This window comes from Glycomyces artemisiae, from assembly GCF_003002955.1.
In the GTDB taxonomy this organism is placed as follows: domain Bacteria; phylum Actinomycetota; class Actinomycetes; order Mycobacteriales; family Micromonosporaceae; genus Glycomyces; species Glycomyces artemisiae.
Genome location: NZ_PVTJ01000001.1, coordinates 916,648 through 938,490 on the forward strand (window position 1 = coordinate 916,648; position 21,843 = coordinate 938,490).

24 protein-coding genes and 1 pseudogene are annotated in these 21,843 nt (G+C 68.3%); 19 read left to right on the forward strand and 6 right to left on the reverse strand.

Annotated features, from left to right (window positions below):
• Window positions 1-58: 58 nt before the first annotated feature.
• Together B0I28_RS04350 and B0I28_RS04355 are read left to right on the forward strand one after the other, a co-directional pair.
• On the forward strand, window positions 59-1,264 hold the full coding sequence (locus B0I28_RS04350; RefSeq protein WP_106362546.1) for a glycosyltransferase family 4 protein: 1,206 nt from the start codon (window positions 59-61) through the stop codon (window positions 1,262-1,264).
• Between the two features lie 266 nt (window positions 1,265-1,530).
• Window positions 1,531-2,808, forward strand: coding sequence for a cytochrome P450 (locus B0I28_RS04355; RefSeq protein ID WP_106362547.1), 1,278 nt, complete (start codon window positions 1,531-1,533; stop codon window positions 2,806-2,808).
• A gap of 313 nt (window positions 2,809-3,121) precedes the next feature.
• On the opposite strand, the gene B0I28_RS26810 is transcribed toward B0I28_RS04355, so the two are convergent.
• Complete coding sequence (locus B0I28_RS26810) at window positions 3,122-3,820, reverse strand: hypothetical protein (RefSeq protein WP_146147960.1); 699 nt, start codon at window positions 3,818-3,820, stop codon at window positions 3,122-3,124.
• An 89-nt stretch (window positions 3,821-3,909) separates the two neighbouring features.
• Here B0I28_RS26810 and B0I28_RS04360 point away from each other — a divergent pair, with 89 nt between their 5' ends.
• Window positions 3,910-4,155 carry a hypothetical protein gene (locus tag B0I28_RS04360; protein ID WP_106362548.1) on the forward strand — a complete coding sequence of 82 codons (246 nt, stop codon included), beginning with the start codon at window positions 3,910-3,912 and terminating at the stop codon, window positions 4,153-4,155.
• Between the two features lie 169 nt (window positions 4,156-4,324).
• On the opposite strand, the gene B0I28_RS04365 is transcribed toward B0I28_RS04360, so the two are convergent.
• The 3 genes from B0I28_RS04365 to B0I28_RS04380 all read right to left on the reverse strand — a co-directional run bounded on the left by B0I28_RS04365 (window position 4,325) and on the right by B0I28_RS04380 (window position 7,308).
• Complete coding sequence (locus B0I28_RS04365) at window positions 4,325-4,684, reverse strand: hypothetical protein (RefSeq protein WP_146147961.1); 360 nt, start codon at window positions 4,682-4,684, stop codon at window positions 4,325-4,327.
• A 294-nt stretch (window positions 4,685-4,978) separates the two neighbouring features.
• Entirely contained in the window at window positions 4,979-5,965 is a 987-nt protein-coding gene (locus tag B0I28_RS04375) for an NAD-dependent epimerase/dehydratase family protein (RefSeq protein ID WP_106362550.1), read from the reverse strand.
• The gene (locus tag B0I28_RS04380; protein ID WP_106362551.1) at window positions 5,965-7,308 is read right to left on the reverse strand and encodes an MFS transporter; all 1,344 of its coding nucleotides are present in this window, start codon (window positions 7,306-7,308) and stop codon (window positions 5,965-5,967) included. The genes B0I28_RS04375 and B0I28_RS04380 overlap by 1 nt, the downstream gene beginning before the upstream one ends.
• Before the next feature lie 131 nt (window positions 7,309-7,439).
• Between B0I28_RS04380 and B0I28_RS04385 the strand changes: the two genes are divergently transcribed.
• The 4 genes from B0I28_RS04385 (at window position 7,440) to B0I28_RS27790 (ending at window position 12,202) form a co-directional block, all read left to right on the forward strand.
• Window positions 7,440-9,746 (forward strand): FAD-dependent oxidoreductase, encoded by a 2,307-nt coding sequence (locus B0I28_RS04385; RefSeq protein ID WP_106362552.1) that lies wholly within the window; start codon window positions 7,440-7,442, stop codon window positions 9,744-9,746.
• Window positions 9,747-9,848: 102 nt separating this feature from the next.
• On the forward strand, window positions 9,849-10,625 hold the full coding sequence (locus B0I28_RS04390) for an IclR family transcriptional regulator (RefSeq protein WP_106362553.1): 777 nt from the start codon (window positions 9,849-9,851) through the stop codon (window positions 10,623-10,625).
• Window positions 10,626-10,783: 158 nt separating this feature from the next.
• On the forward strand, window positions 10,784-11,212 hold the full coding sequence (locus tag B0I28_RS04395) for a pyridoxamine 5'-phosphate oxidase family protein (RefSeq protein ID WP_106362554.1): 429 nt from the start codon (window positions 10,784-10,786) through the stop codon (window positions 11,210-11,212).
• A 756-nt stretch (window positions 11,213-11,968) separates the two neighbouring features.
• Complete coding sequence (locus B0I28_RS27790; protein ID WP_245888866.1) at window positions 11,969-12,202, forward strand: hypothetical protein; 234 nt, start codon at window positions 11,969-11,971, stop codon at window positions 12,200-12,202.
• Window positions 12,203-12,687: 485 nt separating this feature from the next.
• Here B0I28_RS27790 and B0I28_RS28595 read toward each other — a convergent pair.
• Both B0I28_RS28595 and B0I28_RS04405 read right to left on the reverse strand, forming a co-directional pair.
• A pseudogene (locus tag B0I28_RS28595) lies at window positions 12,688-13,311 on the reverse strand (protein phosphatase 2C domain-containing protein); the annotation flags it as partial.
• A 1-nt stretch (window position 13,312) separates the two neighbouring features.
• Entirely contained in the window at window positions 13,313-14,185 is an 873-nt protein-coding gene (locus tag B0I28_RS04405) for a transcriptional regulator (RefSeq protein WP_106362555.1), read from the reverse strand.
• A gap of 271 nt (window positions 14,186-14,456) precedes the next feature.
• On the opposite strand from B0I28_RS04405, the gene B0I28_RS04410 reads away from it, so the two are divergent.
• The 12 genes from B0I28_RS04410 (at window position 14,457) to B0I28_RS04470 (ending at window position 21,744) form a co-directional block, all read left to right on the forward strand.
• On the forward strand, window positions 14,457-14,822 hold the full coding sequence (locus B0I28_RS04410; RefSeq protein WP_106362556.1) for a hypothetical protein: 366 nt from the start codon (window positions 14,457-14,459) through the stop codon (window positions 14,820-14,822).
• Between the two features lie 323 nt (window positions 14,823-15,145).
• Complete coding sequence (locus B0I28_RS04415) at window positions 15,146-15,511, forward strand: hypothetical protein (protein WP_146147962.1); 366 nt, start codon at window positions 15,146-15,148, stop codon at window positions 15,509-15,511.
• Between the two features lie 368 nt (window positions 15,512-15,879).
• Window positions 15,880-16,239, forward strand: coding sequence for a hypothetical protein (locus B0I28_RS04425; RefSeq protein ID WP_106362559.1), 360 nt, complete (start codon window positions 15,880-15,882; stop codon window positions 16,237-16,239).
• A 14-nt stretch (window positions 16,240-16,253) separates the two neighbouring features.
• On the forward strand, window positions 16,254-16,679 hold the full coding sequence (locus B0I28_RS04430; RefSeq protein WP_106362560.1) for a hypothetical protein: 426 nt from the start codon (window positions 16,254-16,256) through the stop codon (window positions 16,677-16,679).
• A complete protein-coding gene (locus B0I28_RS04435) occupies window positions 16,667-17,125 on the forward strand; it encodes a hypothetical protein (RefSeq protein WP_106362561.1) in 459 nt (152 codons plus the stop codon). The genes B0I28_RS04430 and B0I28_RS04435 overlap by 13 nt, the downstream gene beginning before the upstream one ends.
• A 256-nt stretch (window positions 17,126-17,381) precedes the next feature.
• Window positions 17,382-17,660, forward strand: a complete 279-nt coding sequence (locus B0I28_RS04440) for a hypothetical protein (RefSeq protein ID WP_106362562.1) — start codon at window positions 17,382-17,384, stop codon at window positions 17,658-17,660.
• 31 nt (window positions 17,661-17,691) lie between these two features.
• Complete coding sequence (locus tag B0I28_RS04445; RefSeq protein WP_106362563.1) at window positions 17,692-17,877, forward strand: hypothetical protein; 186 nt, start codon at window positions 17,692-17,694, stop codon at window positions 17,875-17,877.
• A gap of 126 nt (window positions 17,878-18,003) precedes the next feature.
• Entirely contained in the window at window positions 18,004-19,410 is a 1,407-nt protein-coding gene (locus B0I28_RS04450; protein WP_219926540.1) for an FtsK/SpoIIIE domain-containing protein, read from the forward strand.
• Window positions 19,411-19,426: 16 nt separating this feature from the next.
• The gene (locus tag B0I28_RS04455) at window positions 19,427-20,362 is read left to right on the forward strand and encodes a hypothetical protein (RefSeq protein ID WP_106362565.1); all 936 of its coding nucleotides are present in this window, start codon (window positions 19,427-19,429) and stop codon (window positions 20,360-20,362) included.
• Window positions 20,363-20,427: 65 nt separating this feature from the next.
• Window positions 20,428-20,922 (forward strand): hypothetical protein, encoded by a 495-nt coding sequence (locus B0I28_RS04460; protein ID WP_106362566.1) that lies wholly within the window; start codon window positions 20,428-20,430, stop codon window positions 20,920-20,922.
• 13 nt (window positions 20,923-20,935) lie between these two features.
• A complete protein-coding gene (locus B0I28_RS04465) occupies window positions 20,936-21,289 on the forward strand; it encodes a hypothetical protein (protein WP_106362567.1) in 354 nt (117 codons plus the stop codon).
• Window positions 21,286-21,744 (forward strand): Pycsar system effector family protein, encoded by a 459-nt coding sequence (locus B0I28_RS04470; RefSeq protein ID WP_106362568.1) that lies wholly within the window; start codon window positions 21,286-21,288, stop codon window positions 21,742-21,744. The genes B0I28_RS04465 and B0I28_RS04470 overlap by 4 nt, the downstream gene beginning before the upstream one ends.
• The last annotated feature ends 99 nt before the right edge of the window (window positions 21,745-21,843 follow it).

The window sequence follows — 21,843 nt, forward strand, 5'->3', positions numbered from 1 at the left end:
GGTCAAAGCCTCGCTCGCCCTGGACCCGACCGAGCCGAGTCGGAATAGTCTCGCCCCCATGCGTTTTCTGGAGCTCACCAACGACTTTCCGCCTAACCCCATGTTCGGGGCCGGTATCCATGTCGCCGATCTGGTGAAGGGGCTGGCCGAGAACGGGCACCGTGCCCTTGTCGCCACGCGCAAGGCCGATGGCCCGGTCCGCCGCACGCTGCATGGAGGCCTGGTCGAGGTCGTGAACGCGGGCGAGCGGCATGATGCGGACAGCCCGCTGTCCAAAGGAGACCATCTGCACCCGCGCTGGTTCATGGCTGATCGACTGGCGTACAACCATGCGCTGCTCGGCCCGCTGGACGAGTCGGAGTCCGGGTTCGACATCGTCCACAACCACGATCCGATCATGGTGCCGCTTGCATGCGAGGCGGCCGAAGCCAACGATGCGCCGCTGCTGACCACGGTCCATCTCGCGGACGTGGTCATGGAGCGATCAGGGGTGTCGCGTCCTCGCTGGATCGACCGGCATGTGATGCGGGCGTTGGAGCTCGAGGGATACCGCCGCTCATCGCTCATCCTGGCGCCGTCTGAGGCGACGGCGGGTCTGCTGCGGGACGAATACCCTTGGTGCGCTGACAAGGTCGCGGTCGTGGAGCTCCCTTGTGGCGATCGCCCCTCTGCTAAGACCTCCTATGAGATGGCGGGCCCGGCGCAGATCCTGGTGGTGAGCCGTCTCGACCCGAACAAGGGGCTGGTTCCCCTGATCCAGGCGCTCGGCGAGCTGCCGCCGGGCACGGTCGAATGCACGGTGATCGGGGCCGGCGGCATGCGGGAGCGACTGAGAGAAGCCGCAGCCGCAGCCGGTGTGACGCTGCACTTCCGCGGTGCCCTGCCCCGTGAAGAGGTGCTCGGCGCCTACCGAGAGGCCGATCTCCTGGTGGCCCCCTCGCCGCTGGAGACGTACGGCCTGGTGCTCCAGGAGGCCATGGGGGCCGGGCTTCCCGTGGTGGCCACCGACATTCCAGCGTTCACCGAGCGGATCGACGACGGCGTCAACGGCCTGCTGGTGCCCGTCGCCTCCGGTGAAGCCGGGCTCGGTCCGGACGTCTCGGCCGTGGCTGCGGCCGTACGCAGGCTCATCGCCTCTGCGGACCTGCGCCGCGACCTCGGCAAGGCCGCCCGCGAACGCGAGATCAAGTCCACCCGGGCGTACGCGGATGAGATCGTCACCACGCTTCGGGCCATGGATCTGGATGCATGGCAGAGCGCCTAGTTTGTCCGGAAATTTCGTCAGGAGACCGTCAGACCCACTTGGAAACCCTTGACCCGCAGCCGGATCCGCCATAGATTCAATGGCACCGTTCAACGATCGAGGAAGGGTGATGGACCATGAAGATCATCAACCGCATTCTCCGCCGCAAGTCCCAGCGCATGGCTGGACGCAACCAGTGGCCGCCGGAACACTTCTACGGCTAAGTCGATCGAAGACGGGGCGCGTCGAGGCGAACGCGCCCCGTTCGCACGTCCGAAGGAGGCGCATTGAGCGAGGACTCGGGCTCGCGCCCGCCCGGGCCGCACGGGCTGTTCGGGAACCAGCGCGCGTACCAGCGCGACAGGATCGGATTCCTCCTGCGTAACCAGCGCGAGTACGGCGATGTGTTCAGCTTCAGCGACGTCTCCACGGTCGTCCTGGACCCCGCCCTCATCCAGCAGCTCCACGCGCGCACCAATGCGGAGTTCGCCTCCGAGGTCTCGATGTTCTCGGACAAGGGGCGCTTCGAGCGGCTGCTGAGCACCATCCCGACCACCATGGCCGCCCGCCGCAAGGGCTGGCGCGGCGTCAACAGATCCGCGTCGGCCCGGCACGCCGCCCGCCTGGTCGACGCGTTCGACCGGGTGATGAAAGAGACCGGCGGCCGCGAGGTCGACGCCAACGACGTCATGATGCGGGCCGCCGGATTCGCCGTGGCCGACTTCATCTTCGGTGGTGACGGCCGCGACGTCGCGCCGATCGTGGACGCCGTCGACCGGGCCGTCCGCGCCACGCAGGTGCTGATGGACCGCCCGTACCGGCTCCCGTCCTGGCTCGCCACCCCCGGCCGCGTCCGGATGCGCCGCGGCGCGCAGGGACTGCGCGAGGCGATCGCCGACCGCGTCGCCGCCCGCCGGGACCTGCCTCCGGAAGACGGCCCGCGCGATCTGCTGGACGTATTCCTCGAATCCTCCCCGGGCGACCCCGAGCACGTCCACATGCCCCTGAACCTGATGCTCCGCGCCGGGTACGGCGCACCGGGCGCCGCTCTCACCTGGGCCGCAAGGCAGCTCGCCCTATACCCCGAACACGCCCGGGCCCTCCGTGAGGAGGCCGAGTCGCTCGGCGACCCCACGGCTCCCGGCCGCCCGCTCGCCGAAGCCTTCGTCAAGGAGGTACTGCGCATGTACCCGCCCAGCTGGTTCGGCGGACGCGAGGTCGCGGCGCCCGCGGAACTCGGCGGCTGGCGATTTGAGCCGGGCGAGCAGATCATGTTCAGCCCCTATGTGGTGCACCGCGATCCGCGCTGGTGGGACCGGCCCGAGGAGTTCCTCCCGGAACGCTGGGACGGCCCGGAGTCCCCGCACGCCCGCCACGCCTACATCCCCTTCGGCGCCGGTCCCCGCATCTGCATCGGGAACCAGCTCGCCATGATGGAGCTGACCCTGAGCGTCTCCAGGCTGGCCCACCGCTACGCCATCGAGCTCGCGAACCCCGACATCCCGATGGTCCCGCAGACGATCCTGCGCCCCCTTGGTCTGCGGGCCAGCTTCGCACCCGTCTGACCTGGCCTGCGAGCCGTCGAAGATCAGGTTGGCCAACTACCTCACGGTCGTCGGTTTCGAGCGCTGCCGCCGTCAACCCCGTCCACGTCGCGGTACCAGACGATCAGCGCCTGGTCGGCTCCCTCGTCCCTGAATCCTCGGCGAACCAGGCGACGACATCGGTTTCGAGGTCGGCGAGTTCGGCCCGGCGCGCGGGTCCGAAGGTCAAGGGCTCCATGGGACCGACGCTGGCTGCCTGTCCTTGCGCCGACGGTCACCAGGTGCGGTCCGAGTCGGAACGTGTGGGTCTTCACGACCTTCTTGGTTCCCGTGCTTATCGCCGGGTGCTACGCACTGGCCGTCGTCGACACGCCGTACCGCGGTGTTTCGCTTCCGCTCGTGCGGCGGCGGGCGTGGAATGCTCGGCCTCGGAAAAGTCAATCGTGCGGGGGCTGCGGAGATGCGGGAAACCAAGGACTTCTACGAGAAGCTCTGGGGTCGTCGGACGCTGCTCGACGCCATCGCCCATGGCGTAGGCGGCTTCGCAGGTGTGCTCGACGGCGATGCCGCGCGGGTCCCGGGACCGGTCGGGCCGGACCGCATCGAGCAGCTCGCGGAGCAGTACGCCCGCCTCGGCGACGAGTCCGCGCCGGACCCCGGCGCGCTGGCGGGAGCGATGGCAGAGGACTTCTTCGCCGGCGCGGTGAACTGGCGCAGCCCGGCGGCGCAGCACAACATCGGCGCTGCGGTGAACGCCGTCTCGGCTGCGGTGCAATCCTTGTCGCTGGCGCTCAACGTGAACCTGATCAACAACGACCAGGGCGGGAACACGGTGGCCGCCGAGCAGGCGGTCGCCCGGATCCTGGCATCGCTGATCGACGCCGATCCCCGCCAGGTCCGAGCGCTGTTCACCTTCGGGGGGACCGGGACGCTGCTCTACGGCATCAAGGCCGGCCTCCGCCGCGCCGATCCCGCCTCGGCCCGGCACGGCACCTCCGGGCGCATGGCGGTGTTCGCCGTCGAGGGCGGCCACTTCTCCGCAGTCCGCGGACCGGGAGCGCCGCGCTCGCGGGCGACACCTGGCTCATCCTGTCCGACATCGACGGCCGCCAGGTCGGCGCCATGCAGCACGTCGACGACGGCGACTCCTTCCGCGTCTACGACTCCCTCAAGGACGGCTACAGCGTCGAGGGCTGCCTCCAGACCTACACTCCGCGGACCGGCTGGGTCACCCTGCGCTGCAAGAACAACGACTTGGGCGCGGGCACCTGCGAGAGCTTCAGCTACGACGTCATCACCGGCCTCATCTACCGGATGCGGCTCTGCCACGCCCTGGTGCCCTGCGCATACCAGGGATTCAACGAGTAGCCGCACGGCCGCCCGGGACCGTCTGGCGCCGTCGAATCGCTCCGGCGGTCCCGGGCGGCCGTGCGGGGAGACGGTCGAATCCCGGCGTTCGCTCAGAATCGGATGGCGCCTCGGCCGCGGCGTGCGGCCGGGGCCGAGCGTGTTCGGCTCGGCCCCGGCCGGGATGCGGCTATCGCGCGGCGAGGGTGCAGGCGTTGTCGGCGTGGTATTCGCTGACCCCGCCGTCCATGAGGCCGATCATGCAGAACGCCTTGGCGCCCCAGCTGCCAGAGCCGCCGGTGTTGCAGGCCTGGGTTCGCTTCGGTCCGACCTCGTACCCGACCGCCCTCAGGTAGTAGACGCAGTCGGCCGAGGTCTGGGCGCTGACGTCGCCGTCGGCGGCCGTGGCGACCGCCGCGGCCGGGCCGCCCGTATCGGCGGCATGGGCGGGGGAGGCGGTGAGCGCGAAGGTGAGGGCGAACGCGGCGGCCGCGAGCAGGGCGGCGAGCGCCATTCCCATGGTGCGGCGATGATCGATGGAACGGTTCATTGATGGCTCCCTTGCGGTGTGGCCGGGGCCGGGCCCCGGTGTGCCGCCGCCCGTCTTGCGGCCGGCCGGCACTGGTGCAGGTCCAGTGCACCCGAGCACGACCGATCGGTGAAGGCATCATTGGAATCGGTTGGAAAACGCTGCCCCGCCTCGCGCCGGTGCGGCAACCGCCTCCCAACCGATCCGTTCGACCAGATCGAATCCTTCCTCCAAGGTGGAGGCCGTTTCGCCGCCGTGCAGGTCTGGTGTGATGACCGCATGACCGTGTTCTCGGCCAAGAGCTCTCGTGCTGTTCTACCCTGCCGCGGTGCGCTCCCGGTGCGCCTCTGCTGCCAGGCGGACCATGTCGTCCCGGGTGATCCGGGGCGTGAAGCCGAACAGTTCACGGGCGCGCGTGTTGGAGGTGACGTAGCCGGGCGCGGTGGGCGGGAGGGTGACCTCGACGGTGTCGAGTCCGGCCGCCTCGGCCAGATCCCGGGCGAAGTCGCCCAGGTCGGTGGAGTCGTCGGGGCCCAGGCCCGCGACCTCGTAGCCGGTCGTGTCGGCCTCCACGGCGAGGACGACGCCGCGGGCGAGGTCGTCGGTCGCGAGGATGCCCATCCGGACGGGCGCCCCGTCGGAGCGGCGGGCCACCAGGAGGGTTCCGTCGTCTCCGGCGTACGGGGCGAGCTGCTCGGCGAGCGCATGGTCCCCTGCGGCGAGGGCCTTGCGGTGGCGGCGGGACGCGAAGAAGCGCGGGCCGGAGAAGAAGGAGTCGGGGTCGAGGAGTTCGGCCGGGTGCTGCGTGTGGGAGAAGCGGAGCGCGACGGCGTCCCAGCCGCGGGTGCGGGCCGCGAACGCGACGGTCTCTTCGGCGAGGACTTTCGACAGGCCGTACCAGGTGCGCGGCAGGCGCGGATGCGCCTCGTCCAGCGGCTGGTACTGCGGCGCGTTCTCCGGGTAGACCTCGCCGGTGCTGGCGAGGACGAAGCGCCGCACGGCGCCGCCGTCGAGGGCGCGCACGAGGTTGAGCGTGGCGGTGACGTTGGCGTGGTGGAGGCGCGCGGCGTCGGCCTCGTCCCAGGACATGAGGGCCCCGAGGTGGGCGACGGCCTCGACTTCGGCGAGCCGGGGGTCGGACGGTTCGAGGTCGGCGAGGTCGCCGATGAGGTAGTCGACGCCGGGGACGGCCTGCCGGGGCGCGACGAGGTCGAGGCCGATGACGGTGTGGCCGTTGTCGACCAGTCGGGCGGCGACCGCGCCGCCGACGCGGCCGGAGGCCCCCGTGACTGCGATGCGCATCAGGACTCCTTCAGGGGCAGCCGCGAGGTCTCGCGGGCGCCGAGGACGACGAGGAACGTGACGAGTGCGGCGCCCATGACGTAGAACGCGGGCGCGAACTGGTTGCCGGTCCAGGAGATGAGGCTCTGGGAGAACCACGGGGTGATGCCGCCGAACGCGGCGACCGAGATGTTGTAGGCGATCGCCATGGAGCCGTACCGGATGTTGGTGGGGAACAGCTCGGCCATGGCGGCGCTCATGGCGCCGTCGTAGGCGGCCATGAAGATCCCGAGCAGGATCATCGCGGAGGCCGCGGCCCAGAAGGTGCCGCCGTCCATGAGCATCAGGGTCGGGTAGGTCAGCAGCAGGAAGCCGCCGGCGCCCAGGAGCATGACCGGGCGGCGCCCGATCCTGTCGGAGAGGAGGCCGAACACCGGGACGAGGACGGTGATCGCGAGCAGGCCGACGACGGTGACGGCGTAGCTGGTCTGCTGCGAGTACCCGAGGTCCGATTGCAGGTAGGAGGGCATGAAGGTCTGGAGGATCCAGTGGCCGACGGCCTTGAGGACGACGAAGCCGACGCAGAACAGCAGGGCCTTCCACCAGCGGCTGACTGAGGTCCGCAGCGGGGCCGCGGTGACCTCGCCCTTGGCCTGGATCGCCTGGAACTCGGGGGTGTCTTCGAGTTTGCGGCGCAGGTAGAGGCCGGAGAGTCCCAGCGGCAGGGCGAGCATGAACATGACGCGCCAGCCCCAGTCGTTGAGGGCGTCGGTGCCCAGGACCGAGGTGTAGAGCAGGACCAGGCCGGCGCTGACGACGAACGCGGCGAAGCCGAAGACGTCGACGAAGCTGGAGACGAAGCCGCGGCGGTTGGAGGGCGCGTACTCGGCGAGCAGCGTGGTCGCGCCGCTGGACTCGCCGCCGGCCGCGAAGCCCTGCACGAGCCGCACGACCACGAGCAGCGCCGGGGCCCACACGCCGACCTGGTCGACCGTCGGCAGCAGGCCCATGGCGAGGGTGGCGCCGGAAGTGATGAGGATGACCAGCGCGAGCGTGTTCTTGCGGCCGAGCCGGTCGCCCATCGAGCCGAAGAAGAGGCCGCCGAGGGGGCGCATGACGAAGCCGGCGCCGAAGACGGCGAAGGACGACAGGAGGGCGGCCTGCGCGTCCCCTTCACGGAAGAAGTGGACCGCGATGACCGATGCCAGGGTGCCGTAGAGCCCGAAGTCGAACCATTCGACGAAGTGGCCGATGCCGGCGGCGGTGATGACCTTCCGCATGCGGCGTCGGCGGGCCTCGTCGTCGACGGGCGCGACCGCTTCGGGCGGGCGGGACGCGCTTTCGAGGGCCGGTTCCTGAGCCATAGGTGCTCCATTCAACATCATTGTCGTTGTCGACCGAGCGTATACCAGTGAATGATCGTTGTAAACCACTAGGTGAAACATATCTTTCACTGAGCGGTACACTGGCCGCAACGCCGAGGTAGGGAGACGCAATGAAGCAGCGAGTGCAGCAGCACGACGTGGTCGTGATCGGAGGAGGACTCGCCGGCACCTGCGCGGCCGTCGCCGCCGCCCGTCTCGGAGCGAAGGTCGCGCTGGTCACCAACCGGCCCGTCCTCGGCGGCAACTCCTCCAGCGAGGTCCGCGTCTGGGTCGTCGGCGCCACCGCCCACGGCACCCAGCGCTACGCCCGCGAGACCGGCCTCATGGGGGAGCTGTTCCTGGAGAACAACCACCGCAACCCCGAGGGCAACCCCTACTACTGGGACCAGACCGTCCTCGACCTCGTGCGCGCCGAACCGAACGTCGCACTGCACCTGAACACCGATGTGCGCCAGCTGGAGATGGGCGAGCCCGGGCCCGACGGGCCCCGCATCGCCGCCGTCACCGGCTGGACCATGGGTTCGGAGACCGAGACCCGCTTCGAGGCCCCCGTCTTCATCGACTGCACCGGCGACGGCCTCGTCGCCCACCTCGCGGGCGCGACCTCCCGCATCGGCCGCGAAGCCCGCGCCGAATACGACGAGCCGTGGGCCCCCGAGACCGCCGACGACGAACTCCTCGGCTCCTCGATCTTCTTCTACACCAAGGACGCCGGACGCCCCGTGCCCTTCGTGCCCCCGCTCGCCACCAAGGACATCCGCGACACCCCCATCCTCGCCAACCGCATCATCCGCACCGGCGACAACGGCTGCGACTACTGGTGGATCGAGTGGGGCGGCGAACTCGACACCGTCCACGACAACGAGCGCATCCGCGACGAGCTGTGGTCCGTGGTCTTCGGCATCTGGGACTACATCAAGAACTCCGGCGAGTTCGACGCCGAGCGCCTCACCCTCGAATGGGTCGGGGCCGTCCCCGGCAAGCGCGAGTACCGGCGGCTGTGGGGCGACTACACCCTCACCCAGCACGACATCCTCGCCCAGCGCGAGTTCGACGACGCCGTCGCCTTCGGCGGCTGGTCCATCGACCTCCACCCGGTGGAAGGCGTCTACGCCGAGCGCGCCGGAGCCCAGCAGCGCTACAGCGACGGCACCTACCAGATCCCCTACCGCAGCCTCTACTCCAAGGACGTCGGCAACCTCCTGTTCGCCGGCCGCAACATCTCCGCCTCCCACGTGGCCTTCGGCTCCACCCGCGTCATGGCGACCTGTGCCACCCAGGGCCAGGCCGTCGGCACCGCCGCCGCCCTCGCCGCCCGCGAACGCCTCTCGCCGCGCGCGGTCGGCCGCGACCGCCTCGCCGAGCTCCAGCGGACCCTCCTGCGCGAGGACGCCCCGGTCATCGGGGTCCGCCGCGACGACCCCGACGACCTCGCCCGCCAGGCCGCGGTCACCGCCACCAGCACCCTCGCCGCCGTCACCACCCGGCCCCACGCCACCGGCGAGTACTTCCCCCTCGACCGCGACGTCGCCGTCCTCGTCCCCGCCGACCCCCGCCTCGACGCCGTCGAACTCGACGTCCGCGCCGACCGCGACACCGTCCTGCGCATCGAGCTGTGGGACACCGGCCGGCCCCAGAACGCCGTCCCCATCGGACACCTCGCCACCCGCGAGGTCCACGTCCCCGCCGGCACCGGCACCGCCCGCGCCGCCTTCGACTGGGAGCCGCCCGGCGGCAACCGGCAGGCCGTGGTCGTCGTGCGCGCCGACCCGCACGCCGCGCTCGCCCTCACCGGCGAACGCCCCCACGGCGTCCTCGCCATGGGAGCCAAGCTCACCACCGACCAGGCCTTCGACGACCACATCGCCGAGGAGCAGGCCCAGGCCGTCACCGACTGGAACGCCCGGATGCTCCGCCGCCGCTCGTTCGCGCTCACCGTCGAACCCGCCACCGCCGCATACGTTCCCGCCCAGGTCGTCGGCGACCACCAGCGACCCTACGGCGGCCCGAACCTGTGGTCGAGCGCGCCGCTCAGCGCGGAAGCGCTGGCCGCCGACCCGGTGCGCCTCGAACTCGCCTGGCCCGAGCCGCGGCGGCTCGCCTCGCTGCGCCTGGTGTGGAACGACGACGTCGACGAGGACCTCATCAACCTCCACCACCACCGCACCGGCTTCCGCGTCATGCCCGAGCTCGCCGCCGACTACACGGTCGAAGCCCTCGTCGGCGGCGAGTGGCGCACGCTCGCGGAAGTGAGCGGGAACCGCCACCGGCACCGCATCCACGACTTCGATCCGGTCGAGGCCGCGGCGGTGCGGATCGCGGTCTCGCGCACCAACGGCTCGCCCTACGTGAGCCTGTGCGCGGTGCGGGCCTTCGCCGAGCCGAGCGGGCGGGCCGCGGCGCTGCCGTGGCGCTGACCGCGGCCGGGACGCCCGGGCGCGGCGCGGTCCCGCCGCCGCGCCGGGCACCGACCGCCCTGGCCCGCAAGGCAGGCCCTAAGCTGTCGCCGGGAGGTAACCATGCCCGCTGAGGTGCAACAGGGGTTCGGCCGCGCCGCTTCGGTGCTCGCGGTCATCGGCGCGTCCACGACCGGCCCGATGCGCGCGTCCGACATCGCTCGGGCCACCGGGCTGGGACCGTCCACGACCGCCCGGCTCCTGGCGACGCTGGACGAGCTCGGCTACGTCGCGAAAGTCGGCGACATGCCCGGGTACACGATCGGCACCACCGTGCTCCGGCTCGCCAGCGAGGGCCTCAACCAGAACCCGGTGCACCGAGAGTCGCGCGCCATCGCGGAGGAACTGGCGAACCGGACCGGCTTCAGCGCCAACGTCGCCGTCCGCGACGGCAACCGGCTCATCTACCTGTGCCACTTCGAGGGCCGCCACGCCCCCAAGAGCCACACCATGATCGGGATGAGCCAGCCGCTGCACGCCTCCGCGCTCGGCAAATGCCTCCTGCTGGACACCACCGAGGACGAGCGCCGCGAGCTGCTCGGCGAGCTGCCGGTCTACACCGCCGCCACGATCGCCACGCAGGAGGCGCTCACCCGGGAACTCGAACGGGTGCGGCAGGCCGGCGCCGCCGTCGAGGACCAGGAACTGGCCCTCGGCCGGCTCGGGACGGCCGCGCCGATCCGCGGACCCGAAGGCGGCGTGGTCGCGGCCATCTCGATCTCGGGGCGCCTGTCCCTCCTGCGCGAGCACGGCATCGACCGCCTCACCGAGGACGCCGTGGAGGCCGCCGACCGCATCAGCGTCGGCCTCGGCCTCATCACCGCCGTCGCCCACGACTGAGCGGCCCGGTGGCGCGCGGCAGGCGCTTTCACGTTCGAAGGCCTGCCGCCGGGAACCTTGGTACGGTCGAATCACGAGAACGGTCGGCCACCCGTTGCAGCGGCGAAGGCTCCCTCTGCGTGGGTCCGGAGCCTCCAACTCGTCTCGAAGGGGAAGCGGTGGAGAACAAGCGAGTCCCAGAGGAACTGGACCCGGAGGCCGCACTCGGCCTGCTCGACCGCGCCGAGTTCGGGCGCGTCGCCTTCCTCGCCGACGGCGTTCCGACCGTCAGACCGGTGAACCACGTCCTGCTCGACGGCCGGATCGTCGTCTTCACACGGCACACTTCGGCGCTCGGACGAGCGGTGCGGCGTCAAGCGGACGTGCAAGTCGCCTACCAGGCCGACCAGATCGATCCGGGCACCCGGACGGGCTGGAGCGTGCTCGTCGCCGGCACCGCCGCCGATGTCTCCCGCGGGCCGCACGCGGCGCAGCTCGGGCTCCAAGTCCAGTCCTGGATGAAACTCCCGCTGGACATGGTCATCGCCATAGAACCGCAAGAGGTCACGGGCCTGCGCCTCGCGGCGGAATCCGGTGGCCCCCGCTAAGGGGCAGCGCGAGATTGGCACCTACGCCAAAGCTCCGGCTCATAGGCCGGGGCTTTATTGCCGGTGGTCGATACTGGGATCGAACCAGTGACCCCTCGCGTGTGAAGCGCAATCGGCCCGTTTCGGATGCCTGGTACGGCCGTTGATGAGCTGGTCAGCGGCTTTGCGGCCGTACCGTTCGGGTCCCATGTTAGCCGCTGTTGTCCGCACCTACGGCTCTTGGATTGGCTCTTGGCTCGACCGTCCACTATGGTTCTAAGCGAGGTCCAACGGCGTCGCCACCTTGCCGTAGCCGACGCTTGCGGCGGCAAGATGCCCGACCCGATCTTACAGCGATGACGCTGACCGCCACGGCCGTGATCCAACGGGCCCGGACGCCGTTCGTGTCGGCCTTGCTCGGAGCGGAGCCGGAGTCTCGCGCAACCAATACGTACCCATGTTCGAAGTACTTGACGCTCCCCACGATCCCGCTGTCGCTGCCCTGGCGCCCCTGCGCCCACCCTGCTCGTAGTCGTTGCGATGGTCGCCGGTTCGCGCGCCTGGTCCGCCTCGCTGGCGCCCGCCGCCGCACAGGGACCGGCCGAAGGCCGCACGCCCTGGGCGAGCGGCGCGCGCCAGGCGCGCGCAGCGCGCCCTTGATGACGTATAGAAAGTTTGAACCGGTGCGCTTCGGCTGCATCGGGATCGATGGGGAGTGCTGCACTGGAAGAGGCTGCATCTGGCGACGAGGGGAAGGTCACGAGTATCATCACTGGTATGACTACAGGAAACGTCACGGTTTCGCTGGATACGGCGATCATCGATATGGCGAAAGAGCAGGCCGCTTCGGCGGGAATGAGCATGTCGGCCTGGGTGGCGCGGACGATCCGCTCGGCGACATTCGAGGCTGCTGCCCGGCGGTACGCAGAGTTCGAGGCTGAGGGCACCGATATGGCGGCCTGGGATGCCGAGAATGACGCGGCGGACCGCCTGGCCGGTGCTGAGTGGTAAGGCAGGGAGAGTTCTACGACCACACGCTTCGGGGCCACCGTTACAGGGTCCTCGTGGTCAGCTCCGATGCCCATAACGCCGTCGCAATCCCCTGGGTGGTTCCGGTCCGGCACGGCGCCGTTGACGCACCGCCCTACCTGGTGGCCTTGTCGGAGGCTGATCCGTTGAGTGGCACCGCGGACATTGGCCGGTTGACTCAACTGGGAGTGTCCGGCGAACCGATTGGGTTGGTGGCGGGTGCGACGATGAATCGAATACGGAACGCGATCCACGACATTTTCGCAGGTTAACGACACTGGTTTGCTAGACCTGTACACGACAAGAGTTGCGTCGTCAGATGTCTTGTTGCGGGGCCAACGCTCGCCAATTGGGTCTGCTTTCTCGGCTTCGCGGACGGTCTCAATGATGGATTGCGGCCCGTCTCCGAACGCAACCTTGGCGAACTCCTCCCAGCCAAGCAGGTGGAAGAGTTCTACGGCGCGGGCAGCTCCATCACTCATGACTGCGAGAGCTTCGATTGCGGTTGTCGGGACTGAGCCAGTCAATGCCTGTTCAGCGATTGAACTATCGGCGGCCGCAACCCAGAAACCCTCCGGGGTGTTGCGAGTTGCGAGTTCAGCACGCTTCATTGATTGCAGTGCAACAGCTTTGCGAGGATCACCAATTGGATACCGATCAGCTTCTTGTTGCTCCTGGGGCACAGGGAACCTGCCGCGTTGATCGCTGGTAACAATGGTTTCTTGCTTCGTCTGGACGAGAATAGTGGCGTCACCGAGCAGCAGCCAACGCATCTCCTTTGGGCCGAAACTAACGATCGCAACTGCCGCGCTTGGTGTGCCTGGATGTGTCAAGTCGCATGTGCCACGGTGAAGATCGGCAACCGACCCGATAGCGACCCTCAGAGCTTCCTTGAGGGCGGTATCAGGACGAATATGAGTTTTGAGGGTATTACCGAGTTGGGTGGCAAACCAAGCCGCCCCGTGGATACATCCTGTCTCTGTTCGCGCGGTCGCGCCGTCGAGCAGGATGACTGTGGTCGGATCGACCAGAAAGTAGTCCTCGTTGGGCTTCTCCGACGTGCCCGGACTCGTGTATCCCTCAACCCTCATCTCAGGCTCCACCCTGCTCGTAGACCTGACTCATCCGCTCTACCTTCATGATCTTCGCGGACTTGCCGTCCTTCTTCTCGAAATCTACAGACACGAGAACTGAAAAGCGCTTCGTCTTGAGCTGCCGATACAGCTTGCTTACGTTGTCAGAGAGCCATTCTGCGGCACCGAGGGTTCCTTCAGAGTGAATACCGGCGACGTAGAGGAAGGTGCCGTTGCCGTCTGGTCGGGGAAGTCGGCCGATGTACCCGTAATCCTGGTTGATGCCCTTGTCACTGGGGGATCGGTATTCGACTCCGACCGTCTTGTCGGTGAGGTACCAACCTCGTTCGTCTTCCTTGAAGCCGAGATGTGAGTCCGCAGCTAGAACTTGTTCCAGGAAGGGCAGCACTCGGGGCGCGGTCAGGACGATGAGGTTGGGTCGGTTGAGGTTGACCAGTCCTGGCGGCGGAACCTCTTCATTCACGGCGTCAAGTCCCAGCACGCGCGCAGTCTCCGCAAGGATGCGAGATGCGTTCATGGATTCGGTTGAGACCACGTACTTTGCGGCGGTGTCCCGGCGTCCGTGCTCGGGCTTGGTGCCAATTGCGATGGTCAGTGATCCGGAACCGAGGAACGCTCGCTCCGGCTTCGCACCCTGGGATCGGAGCTGGGAAATGCGAGATTTCGAGACACCAAGGGCATCTGCAACGTCACTGGCACGCATCCCGCCTTCAATCAATGTATCGAGACCATCGCGCCTGACATGAAGAACCTTGGTCACCTCATCCTGGAGCTGCTCAACTGCGGCGTGAGCAGCCTTGGTCCGCTCTAGTGGGTCCTCGATCTCGCGTAGTGCTTGAGCAACTGCTGGAACCTCAAAGTTGATGGTCATGGATTCAGTGTACCCGATTTAAGGCCCCTAAACGAGGCTGCCTCTCGAGACATAATGTGATGTTTCCGCAGCTAGATGACCACTTTCTGTCCTCCTGGTTGATAGCCCTGAAGATTTTTGTTGAGGGGGCTTGACGACTTCATGGCCGCGTGGTTTACTTGGTTTATGGCCCTCAACTTCGTGTTGAGCCCTCTGAACTCTGAGCGGATCTCGGTGTTCATGGGGATCGCGACGGGCGCGATTCCTGAGCCAAACGGAAAGAGGTATCTCAATGCTTCAGAAGCTCCCGATCAACCTGTCTGGCTACTCGCTCATGGTCACCGAGGCTCCCGAGCTGAAGACCTTCGAGAAGGACGGTCAGACCACGGTCGCGACGACGTTCGACACGAAGGAGTCGATCTTCGTCGTGAGCGTCTTTGCGAAGCCGCTCCAGAAGTCCGCGTTCGGTAAGCGACTCAAGGGTGAAGAGATCAAGGTCGAGTTCACCCGCGAGCCGGACCAGGAGTTCGACGAGGGCACGTATATCCAGCTCGACCGTCCCACCGTCTCCGTCTCGGAGTTCACGAACGAGAAGAACAAGACCTTCGTCTCGCAGAAGTTCCAGGCTGAGGGCCTGGTTCCTGCGCCCAAGAGCTAGCGGCTGGCGCTGCTTGGTGGCCCTTCCCCCGGGTCTTGACGGGGCGGCCGGTTTGAGTCCGGCAAGGGCACTGGGCCGGTGAGGTGTCATTCGCGCAGACGGGATGTCGTGCGGGTGCCTTCGCTGGTGAGTTGTCACTGAATTCAACAGGGTGTTTGAGCTTGCCTTTTTCCGGGCTGACTCGCCGTCCGCAATAGACACCTCGTGTCGCGGTCGCCGGGTTCATTCCTCCACGGGCGCAAGGAAGGAGACGCATCTCCGTGGAGGTTTGTGCACGTCGAACGTCGATGTGCGGGTTTCCCCGAAAGGGTAGGTGAATCAATGTGAGTAATCCGAAGTCGGTCGAGGAGATCGCGGCGATGCGGCAGGATCTCAAGACCTCAGTGGAGGAGCTGGAGACGGCTCTCCTGGAGCACTTGGCCCCGCGGATGCCCGACGGGATCGTGCTGTTCGGGGTCGAGATGACGAACACGATGTTCGTGTTCGGCACGTGGGTCGAGGGCCTGGAGAGCGTCCGGGATATCGAGGCCCTGTCGTACGCGTTCCGGTCCGACGTCGAGAAGTACACCAACAGCGAGGGTTACACGAACCTCGTCGTGTGGGTCGTCGTCGCGGAGATGAAGGTCCGCTTCGACCTCTACTTCGAGGACCCGGAGCGGAACGCGGCGGCGCTGCGCCAGTACGACTAGCCCCGGCTCGATAGGGCTCATTCCCTCATGGACTCACCGGCATGTGTTGCCGCCGTGGGGGTTTGTGCGTATCGACAGCCGGTACGCGGATCACCGAAGGGACGGTGAACGCACATGAGTTATGGGACTCGGGATTGCCCGCCGGATGGCGAGTGCGCTACGTGCTCATCGCGGGAAGACCTCGCGGTCTATGAGGCCGACACCGATATCGGCGTCATCTGCCTCACCCTGTGCGAGCGGTGCGCCGACCGCGGCGAGCTGCCCCGGATCTCGGTGGGCGGTGCCGCGCGCATGGTGCTGGAGCACTGCGAGCACCGCGGCGTTGACCTTGAGTACGACCGGCGCCTTCGCGAGGCTGAGGACGAACGATGGCGGTAACAACCGCCGAGGTTGCACGCATCGCCGCGGGCCGCAATCCCGACGAGGTTGACGCACTGTTCCGGCAGGCCCTCGCTGAGGTGCTGCCTGCCGGGACCGTGCAACCGCGGTGGATCGCCACCCGCACCGGCCTCGCCGGAGTCTTCCAGGGCTACCGGGCGCTAGAGGACTTCGCCGACTGGTGCGCGGTCCTCGACATCGAACCGGCCTCGGACTTCGGTCCGCCGCCGGAAGTCGAGCTGTGGGCCGATGCGTCGGTTCGCGGCCATCTCATCCGGGTCCGCTGCGTCGCCGACGAGAGCGAGGCCCGCCGCCATTTCCGCATCTGCCCCGCGTGGGCAGTCGAGTAACCGAGAGGAAAGGAATGGGACAGACCCTCTACAGCAACGAAGCGCGCGAGGTCCGAGCGTGGGCCGATGCCGAGTCGCGCATGGCGAGCCTGATCAAGATGGAGCGCAACCGCCCCGGCCGACAGGCGACTGATGAGTTCGCCACGCACCAGCTCAACGACTTCTTCCACCGCGAGTGCCCCGGGCTCCCGCTGCCGTGGGAGTGGCGATGGACCTACGGGTGCCCTCGCGGGTTCCTGACGGTCATGGTCGCCTACGGGGTCCGCGAGTGGGCCGAAGTCCTCGGCGACGGGACGGTAGAGGCCGAACCCGGCGGGCCCGGGGAGTCGAAGCTCCAGGCCGACTGCCTGAAGTTCGGGCAGCGGTTCACCGTCTGGGGCTACGTCCGCGACGACGAGGTTCGCGGCATGTCGAAGCTCGTTCAGGGGTGGTCGATGTGACTGCGGCCCAACAGGTTCCGTGGGACCTCGATGAGGCGTGCCGGATCGAAGCGGAAATGCACCGCGACGGCTGGTACGACCCGCCGCAGGCGCAACTTGAAGCGATCATCACCAGGGCCGCGCACCGCATTGCCAGTGTCGGCGACGACTTCGCCACCGAGGAGCTGAACGACTTCTTCGACGCGCAGTGTTCGGGGATGTTGGTCCCGGACCAGTGGCAGTGGTCGGGCACGCGGATCGAAGGCCGCTTCGACCACCAGGTTCACGCCGGGGTCCTGGAGTGGGCGCGGTGGGCTGGCGGTGGGCAGGTCTACGCCGAACTCGGCATGGATGACGTCGTGTGGACCGATTGCACGGTCTTCCGCTGCCGGTTCACGATCTGGGGCTACCTGCCTTACAGAGACATGCTCGGCATCGACGGCCTGCGGGCCGACTTCCGGCCCTAGCGGCCATCAACGAACAGAAAGGAGGTGACATCAACGATGGGTGATTTCTGGTGGGTGTGGCTGGTCCTGGCCGCGTCCCTGGGGCTGAACGTGGTCCTGCTGCGCTTCGCGGCGCGCCGTTTCTTCCGCTACTGGACGCTCTAACCGCTTGGGGCGTCATGCTTCCTGACCACTTCGCTTCTCCACCGCCTACGGGGGCCGGTGGGGCTGCGTGGCCGTCAGGCCAAACCCCCGCGCACGAAAGGAGAACTACCGCGTGGAACGGATCGACTGGTTCAAGATCAACGAACGCTCACAGCAGAAGTACGCCAACTTCATGGCGGCCCTGGCCTCGCTCGGGACCGTGCTCGAAGACGCCGACCGGATCGTGAAGGCGTACACCGACGCCTACGAGACCGAGCGCCCGACCGGCTACGCCGTGGTCGAGCCCGAGGAGCTGAAGGACGCCGCCGAAGACCTCACCGCCTCGCTGAACTCGCTGGTCGCCAAGGGCCGCAAGCACGAAGCGAAGCTCAAAGCCTGGGAATGGTCCTAGACCCGACAACGTACTGAAAGGACACGCACGGATGGAACTGACCAGGCGCAACGTCGAGAACGTCGTGGAATCGATGGACGTCGCGATGCGGACGCTCCGCGAGGCCATGGTGGGGATGCCGGACAAGGAAATGGGCTTCAAGCGGGCACACGAGAACGCCGCCCGCGACGCCGCCCACTTCATGGTCCTGCTCACCGAGACCGCCGGGCACCGCTAGACCTGCTTCGGCCGGTCCGATCCTCCCCAACCCGCACGGGGGCGTTGGGGAGCGGTCGCATCCGCCGAAACACACCAATCACTAAGCCGCTCAACCAATCACGCCACTAGGCGGGAGGTCATTGTCATGCCTGAAAACACTATGAACACCAAACGCAAGACCGGTCGGGAGTGGAAGGCCGCCGCTTGGGCGCTCCACCACCCGATCCTTACCACCGCCGCGACCGGCCTCGGCATCGCCGCCGCGACCGCCCCGGAGATGACCGGCGCGGCCCTGGTCGCCGGAGTCGCAGGAACGGTCACGTGGGCGCGGGTGCACCCGGAGTCCTACGACCGGTACGCCGCCCCGCGGGTCCGCGATGCGCGCCGTCGCTGGCTCTCCTGGAACTACATGGGCCTGGGCTGGCGGCGGAACATGCGCGAATGCGGGCTCTCCCGCTCCCACCCCGGCAACGGCGACATCCTGATTCCCCGGGTGCTCAAGGTCCAGGTGCATTCACGGCACGTCGAAACCATCTTCGTGAAGCTCCTGAAGGGGCAGACGCACAAGCAGTGGACCGATGCCCTCGACGCTCTCGCCGTGGCCTTCAACGCCGAACGGGTCGCGATCGAGAAGGTCAAGCCGCAGGTGGTCGCGCTCATCGTGCAGCGCACCGAGCCGTTCACGTGCACCATCGACTTGCCCCCGCTGCCGCAGACCGAGAGTGAGGTGGACTTGGGCTCGGTGTTCCTGGGCATCGACGAGTACGGCGCGGCCTGGTGCGAGTCGGTCTTGGGCAACCACTTCCTTGTCGTCGGGGCCTCCCGGTCGGGGAAGAACTCCATCACCTGGGCGGCCCTGTGGGGGCTGGCGCCGCTGATCCGCTCCGGCGTCGTCCGGGTGTGGATGTGCGACCCGAAGCAGACCGAACTTGCGATGGGCAAGGGCCTGGCCTACCGGTACGGGTCCGGCGTCGCCGAGTCCGCCGAGGTCGTCAAGGAGTTCCTGGAGGATCAGCAGGCGATGCAGAAGCGCCTCCAGGAGGCGGGCCTGCGGAAGTTCACGCCCTCGGTTGAGACGCCGTTGAACATCCTGGTCGCCGACGAGATCGGCGCGATGCTCGCCTACGGGTCCGGCGCGGCCGACGACCGCACCTCGATCCGCACCATCCGCTCCGGCATGGACCTGATCGGCTCGCAGGGCCTCGCCACGGGACACGCCATGTGGGGCTTCGTCCAGGAGCCCACCAAGGATGTCGTGTCCTGCCGCGAGCTGTTCACGCTGCGGGTGTGCCTGCGCACGACTTCGGCGGCACACGCGGATATGGCGCTCGGCGACGAGATGCGCCGCCGCGGGGCCATCGCCGACGAGATCCCGAACATCCCCGAGACCGCGGGCATCGGCTTCAAGGTCGCCGAACGCACCCGCACCCCGATCCGCGTCCGCGCCGCCTACGCCACCGACGAGGACATCCGCGCCCTGGTCGAGTACGTGACCGCGGGCCGGGACGCCGAATCCGCCCCGCACCTGCGCCTCGTCCCCGACGCGGCCTAGAGAGGAGGAAACCGCCATGGCTGCAACGAAACAGAGCGTCAAGCAGACGCCCGACACGGAGGAGGAGGCCAAGAAGGTCGCGAAGCTGCGCAAGCGGCTCGGGGTCGCCCGGCAGGTCCACGCCATCGCCGACGACCCGTACCTGAAGGTCGTGGAACTGGACGCGCTCAGGGGCTCGATCACCGGCGCGCTGTGGTTCTTCCTGTCGGTCGGTCTGGCCTACACCACGGTCGGCGTCCAGCGGTTCATCGCCCACGGCGCCTCGATCACCGATCCGATGTGGTGGGGCGCCTGGGCGGTCGAGCCCGCTCTCGCCGGGATGCTCATCACTGTGCTCCGGTGGGAGGCGGCGATGCTCATCCGCGGCATCCGCATCGAATCCCGGTGGGTCTCGATCACGAAGTGGGCGCTGCTGCTGTCCACGCTGGTGATGAACGTGCTCTCCTCGATCGGCGGGGCGGTCGTGGAGGTCGTCCTGCACATCATCTTCCCGGCGCTCGTGTTCTGCCTCGCCGAGGTCATGCCCGTGGTGCAAGACCGGTTCGGGCGCGCGCGAGCGAAGATCCTCGCCGAGATCGCCGCGCACCTCGCCGCCGAGGAGGCCGCACGCGAGGCCGACCAGGCGAAAGACGCCCCGGCAGTGACGACGCCGGCCCTTTCCCCGCCGGTCACCGTCGCCGACTTCGCCGAGGACTTCGACCGGGCTCCGGCGCCGGTCTCCCCGGCCCTGCCGCCGGTCGCGCCCCGGACGCCGGAGCCGACGCCCCCGGCGCACCTGCCGCGCCCGAAGCTCCCCGCACCGATCGCGCACGCCGTCGAGTCCCGCGCCGCCGAGCTCGCCGCCGCCGGACGGTCCATCACCGCCGCCGACGTCCAGGCCCTGATCGCCCTGCCCGCCCCCATGGCTGAGCAGGCCGCGAAGTACTACGCCGCCGCACACGCCCCGGCGTAGACCCGACCGCCGGGCGGGAGCATTCCACCGCTCCTGCCCGGCCCTGACCCTAGAAAGGACACCTGATGTCGAAGTTCCACTTCAGCGGCGACGGGAACGTCACCATTGGCGCGGTCAATCCGGCCGGGCCGGTCACCATCGGCGCGATGGGCCAAGGCTCCACCGCCCACTTCCACGGCTCCCCGCCTTCCTCGACCACGCCGCGGCTCCCGCAGTCCTCGACCCCCGGCAAGCACCGCAAGGCCCCGAAGCTCCGCGGCATGGCCGCCGCCCTCGACAATGACGCCCTGCGCTCCAGGATCGAGGACGCGACCGCCGACCTCATCGACTGGGCGGCCGTCCAGGGCCCCACCGATGACCCGTGGACGGTCGAAGTGTGGATCGAGCCGGTCGGGTCCGGGCACAGCCTCGACCTGTACTTCAAGGCCCGCCGCCACTACATCGACGCCTCCGGTCTCACCTACCCGGACGGCACGGTGTGGACCGACGAACTCGCCACGACCGTTGTCGAGCGGATCACCCGCCTCGCCGCCGCCGACCCGACCCCCTACCAGCGGTAGCGGAGCAACCATCATGAACCACTACGTGAACCTGACCGGGGACTCCTACTTCGTGCAGTACGTCGGCGACTGGATCCGGCACAAGGGCGGCCGACTCGAACAGGACTACAACATCCTCGCCATGTTCGAAGAGGACGGCACCCAGTACGTCCAGGCGCACTACAGCGGTCACGGCGACACCTACCGCGTCACCGTCTTCCCCGAAGGCTACGACCTGCACCCCGAACTCCACCCGGGCACCGAGGACCGGCCCTGGCCGCCGGACTGGCCCAAGATCGCCGCCGACATCCTCTCGATCAGCGAATACCCCGGCGACTGGGACGAACGCTTCAACGCCGACGAGGACGCCGAGGACGGCGGCGAATGAACCAGTCCTCCACGGTCCTTGCTGCTCTGGCTTCCCGCGCCAAGCACGCGCGGTCCCAGACCGCCCTAGCCGATGCGAAGGCGCAGACGCTCGCCTCCGGGCTCGTGCCCTCGATCGCCGCGGCCATCGCCGCGGGGGCCTTCGCGGGCGTCACCGGCCCCGCTGCCGTCACCGGCTGGATTGCCGCCGCCCTCGCCGCCGCGGCGGTCGCGTTCCTCGGGCTCGTCCTGTGGCCGCGCACCTCCAAGCGCCGCGGGCCCTCCACGCCCCGGCAGCTCCTCGACGTCCTCGCCGAGGCGAGCGAGACGGAACAGCTCCACCTTGCCGCCACAGAGGCCCTGCGCCTCGAACGCATCGAAGCGGTCAAGTTCGCGTGGCTCCGCGCCGCAATGGCGCTCACCGCCGCCGCCGGACTCCTTGCCGCCACAACCGTGGCTCTCGCCGTCTCCGGCTGAGCCCCAACCGATCCCGCACGCGAAAGCCCGGACCAGCTAGACCCTGGTCCGGGCTTTGTGCTCTCCGCTAGCAGAAAGCAGGAAACGACCTTGAACTCT

Excerpts from the sequence above, each read along its gene's own strand:
- B0I28_RS04350 (WP_106362546.1), top strand. The coding sequence starts at position 59 with ATGCGTTTTCTGGAGCTCACCAACGACTTTCCGCCTAACCCCATGTTC.
- B0I28_RS04360 (WP_106362548.1), top strand. The coding sequence starts at position 3,910 with ATGCAGCACGTCGACGACGGCGACTCCTTCCGCGTCTACGACTCCCTC.
- B0I28_RS04365 (WP_146147961.1), bottom strand. The coding sequence starts at position 4,684 with ATGAACCGTTCCATCGATCATCGCCGCACCATGGGAATGGCGCTCGCC.
- B0I28_RS04375 (WP_106362550.1), bottom strand. The coding sequence starts at position 5,965 with ATGCGCATCGCAGTCACGGGGGCCTCCGGCCGCGTCGGCGGCGCGGTC.
- B0I28_RS04380 (WP_106362551.1), bottom strand. The coding sequence starts at position 7,308 with ATGGCTCAGGAACCGGCCCTCGAAAGCGCGTCCCGCCCGCCCGAAGCG.
- B0I28_RS04385 (WP_106362552.1), top strand. The coding sequence starts at position 7,440 with ATGAAGCAGCGAGTGCAGCAGCACGACGTGGTCGTGATCGGAGGAGGA.
- B0I28_RS04390 (WP_106362553.1), top strand. The coding sequence starts at position 9,849 with ATGCCCGCTGAGGTGCAACAGGGGTTCGGCCGCGCCGCTTCGGTGCTC.
- B0I28_RS27790 (WP_245888866.1), top strand. The coding sequence starts at position 11,969 with ATGACTACAGGAAACGTCACGGTTTCGCTGGATACGGCGATCATCGAT.
- B0I28_RS04405 (WP_106362555.1), bottom strand. The coding sequence starts at position 14,185 with ATGACCATCAACTTTGAGGTTCCAGCAGTTGCTCAAGCACTACGCGAG.
- B0I28_RS04410 (WP_106362556.1), top strand. The coding sequence starts at position 14,457 with ATGCTTCAGAAGCTCCCGATCAACCTGTCTGGCTACTCGCTCATGGTC.
- B0I28_RS04425 (WP_106362559.1), top strand. The coding sequence starts at position 15,880 with ATGGCGGTAACAACCGCCGAGGTTGCACGCATCGCCGCGGGCCGCAAT.
- B0I28_RS04430 (WP_106362560.1), top strand. The coding sequence starts at position 16,254 with ATGGGACAGACCCTCTACAGCAACGAAGCGCGCGAGGTCCGAGCGTGG.
- B0I28_RS04445 (WP_106362563.1), top strand. The coding sequence starts at position 17,692 with ATGGAACTGACCAGGCGCAACGTCGAGAACGTCGTGGAATCGATGGAC.
- B0I28_RS04450 (WP_219926540.1), top strand. The coding sequence starts at position 18,004 with ATGCCTGAAAACACTATGAACACCAAACGCAAGACCGGTCGGGAGTGG.
- B0I28_RS04455 (WP_106362565.1), top strand. The coding sequence starts at position 19,427 with ATGGCTGCAACGAAACAGAGCGTCAAGCAGACGCCCGACACGGAGGAG.
- B0I28_RS04460 (WP_106362566.1), top strand. The coding sequence starts at position 20,428 with ATGTCGAAGTTCCACTTCAGCGGCGACGGGAACGTCACCATTGGCGCG.
- B0I28_RS04465 (WP_106362567.1), top strand. The coding sequence starts at position 20,936 with ATGAACCACTACGTGAACCTGACCGGGGACTCCTACTTCGTGCAGTAC.
- B0I28_RS04470 (WP_106362568.1), top strand. The coding sequence starts at position 21,286 with ATGAACCAGTCCTCCACGGTCCTTGCTGCTCTGGCTTCCCGCGCCAAG.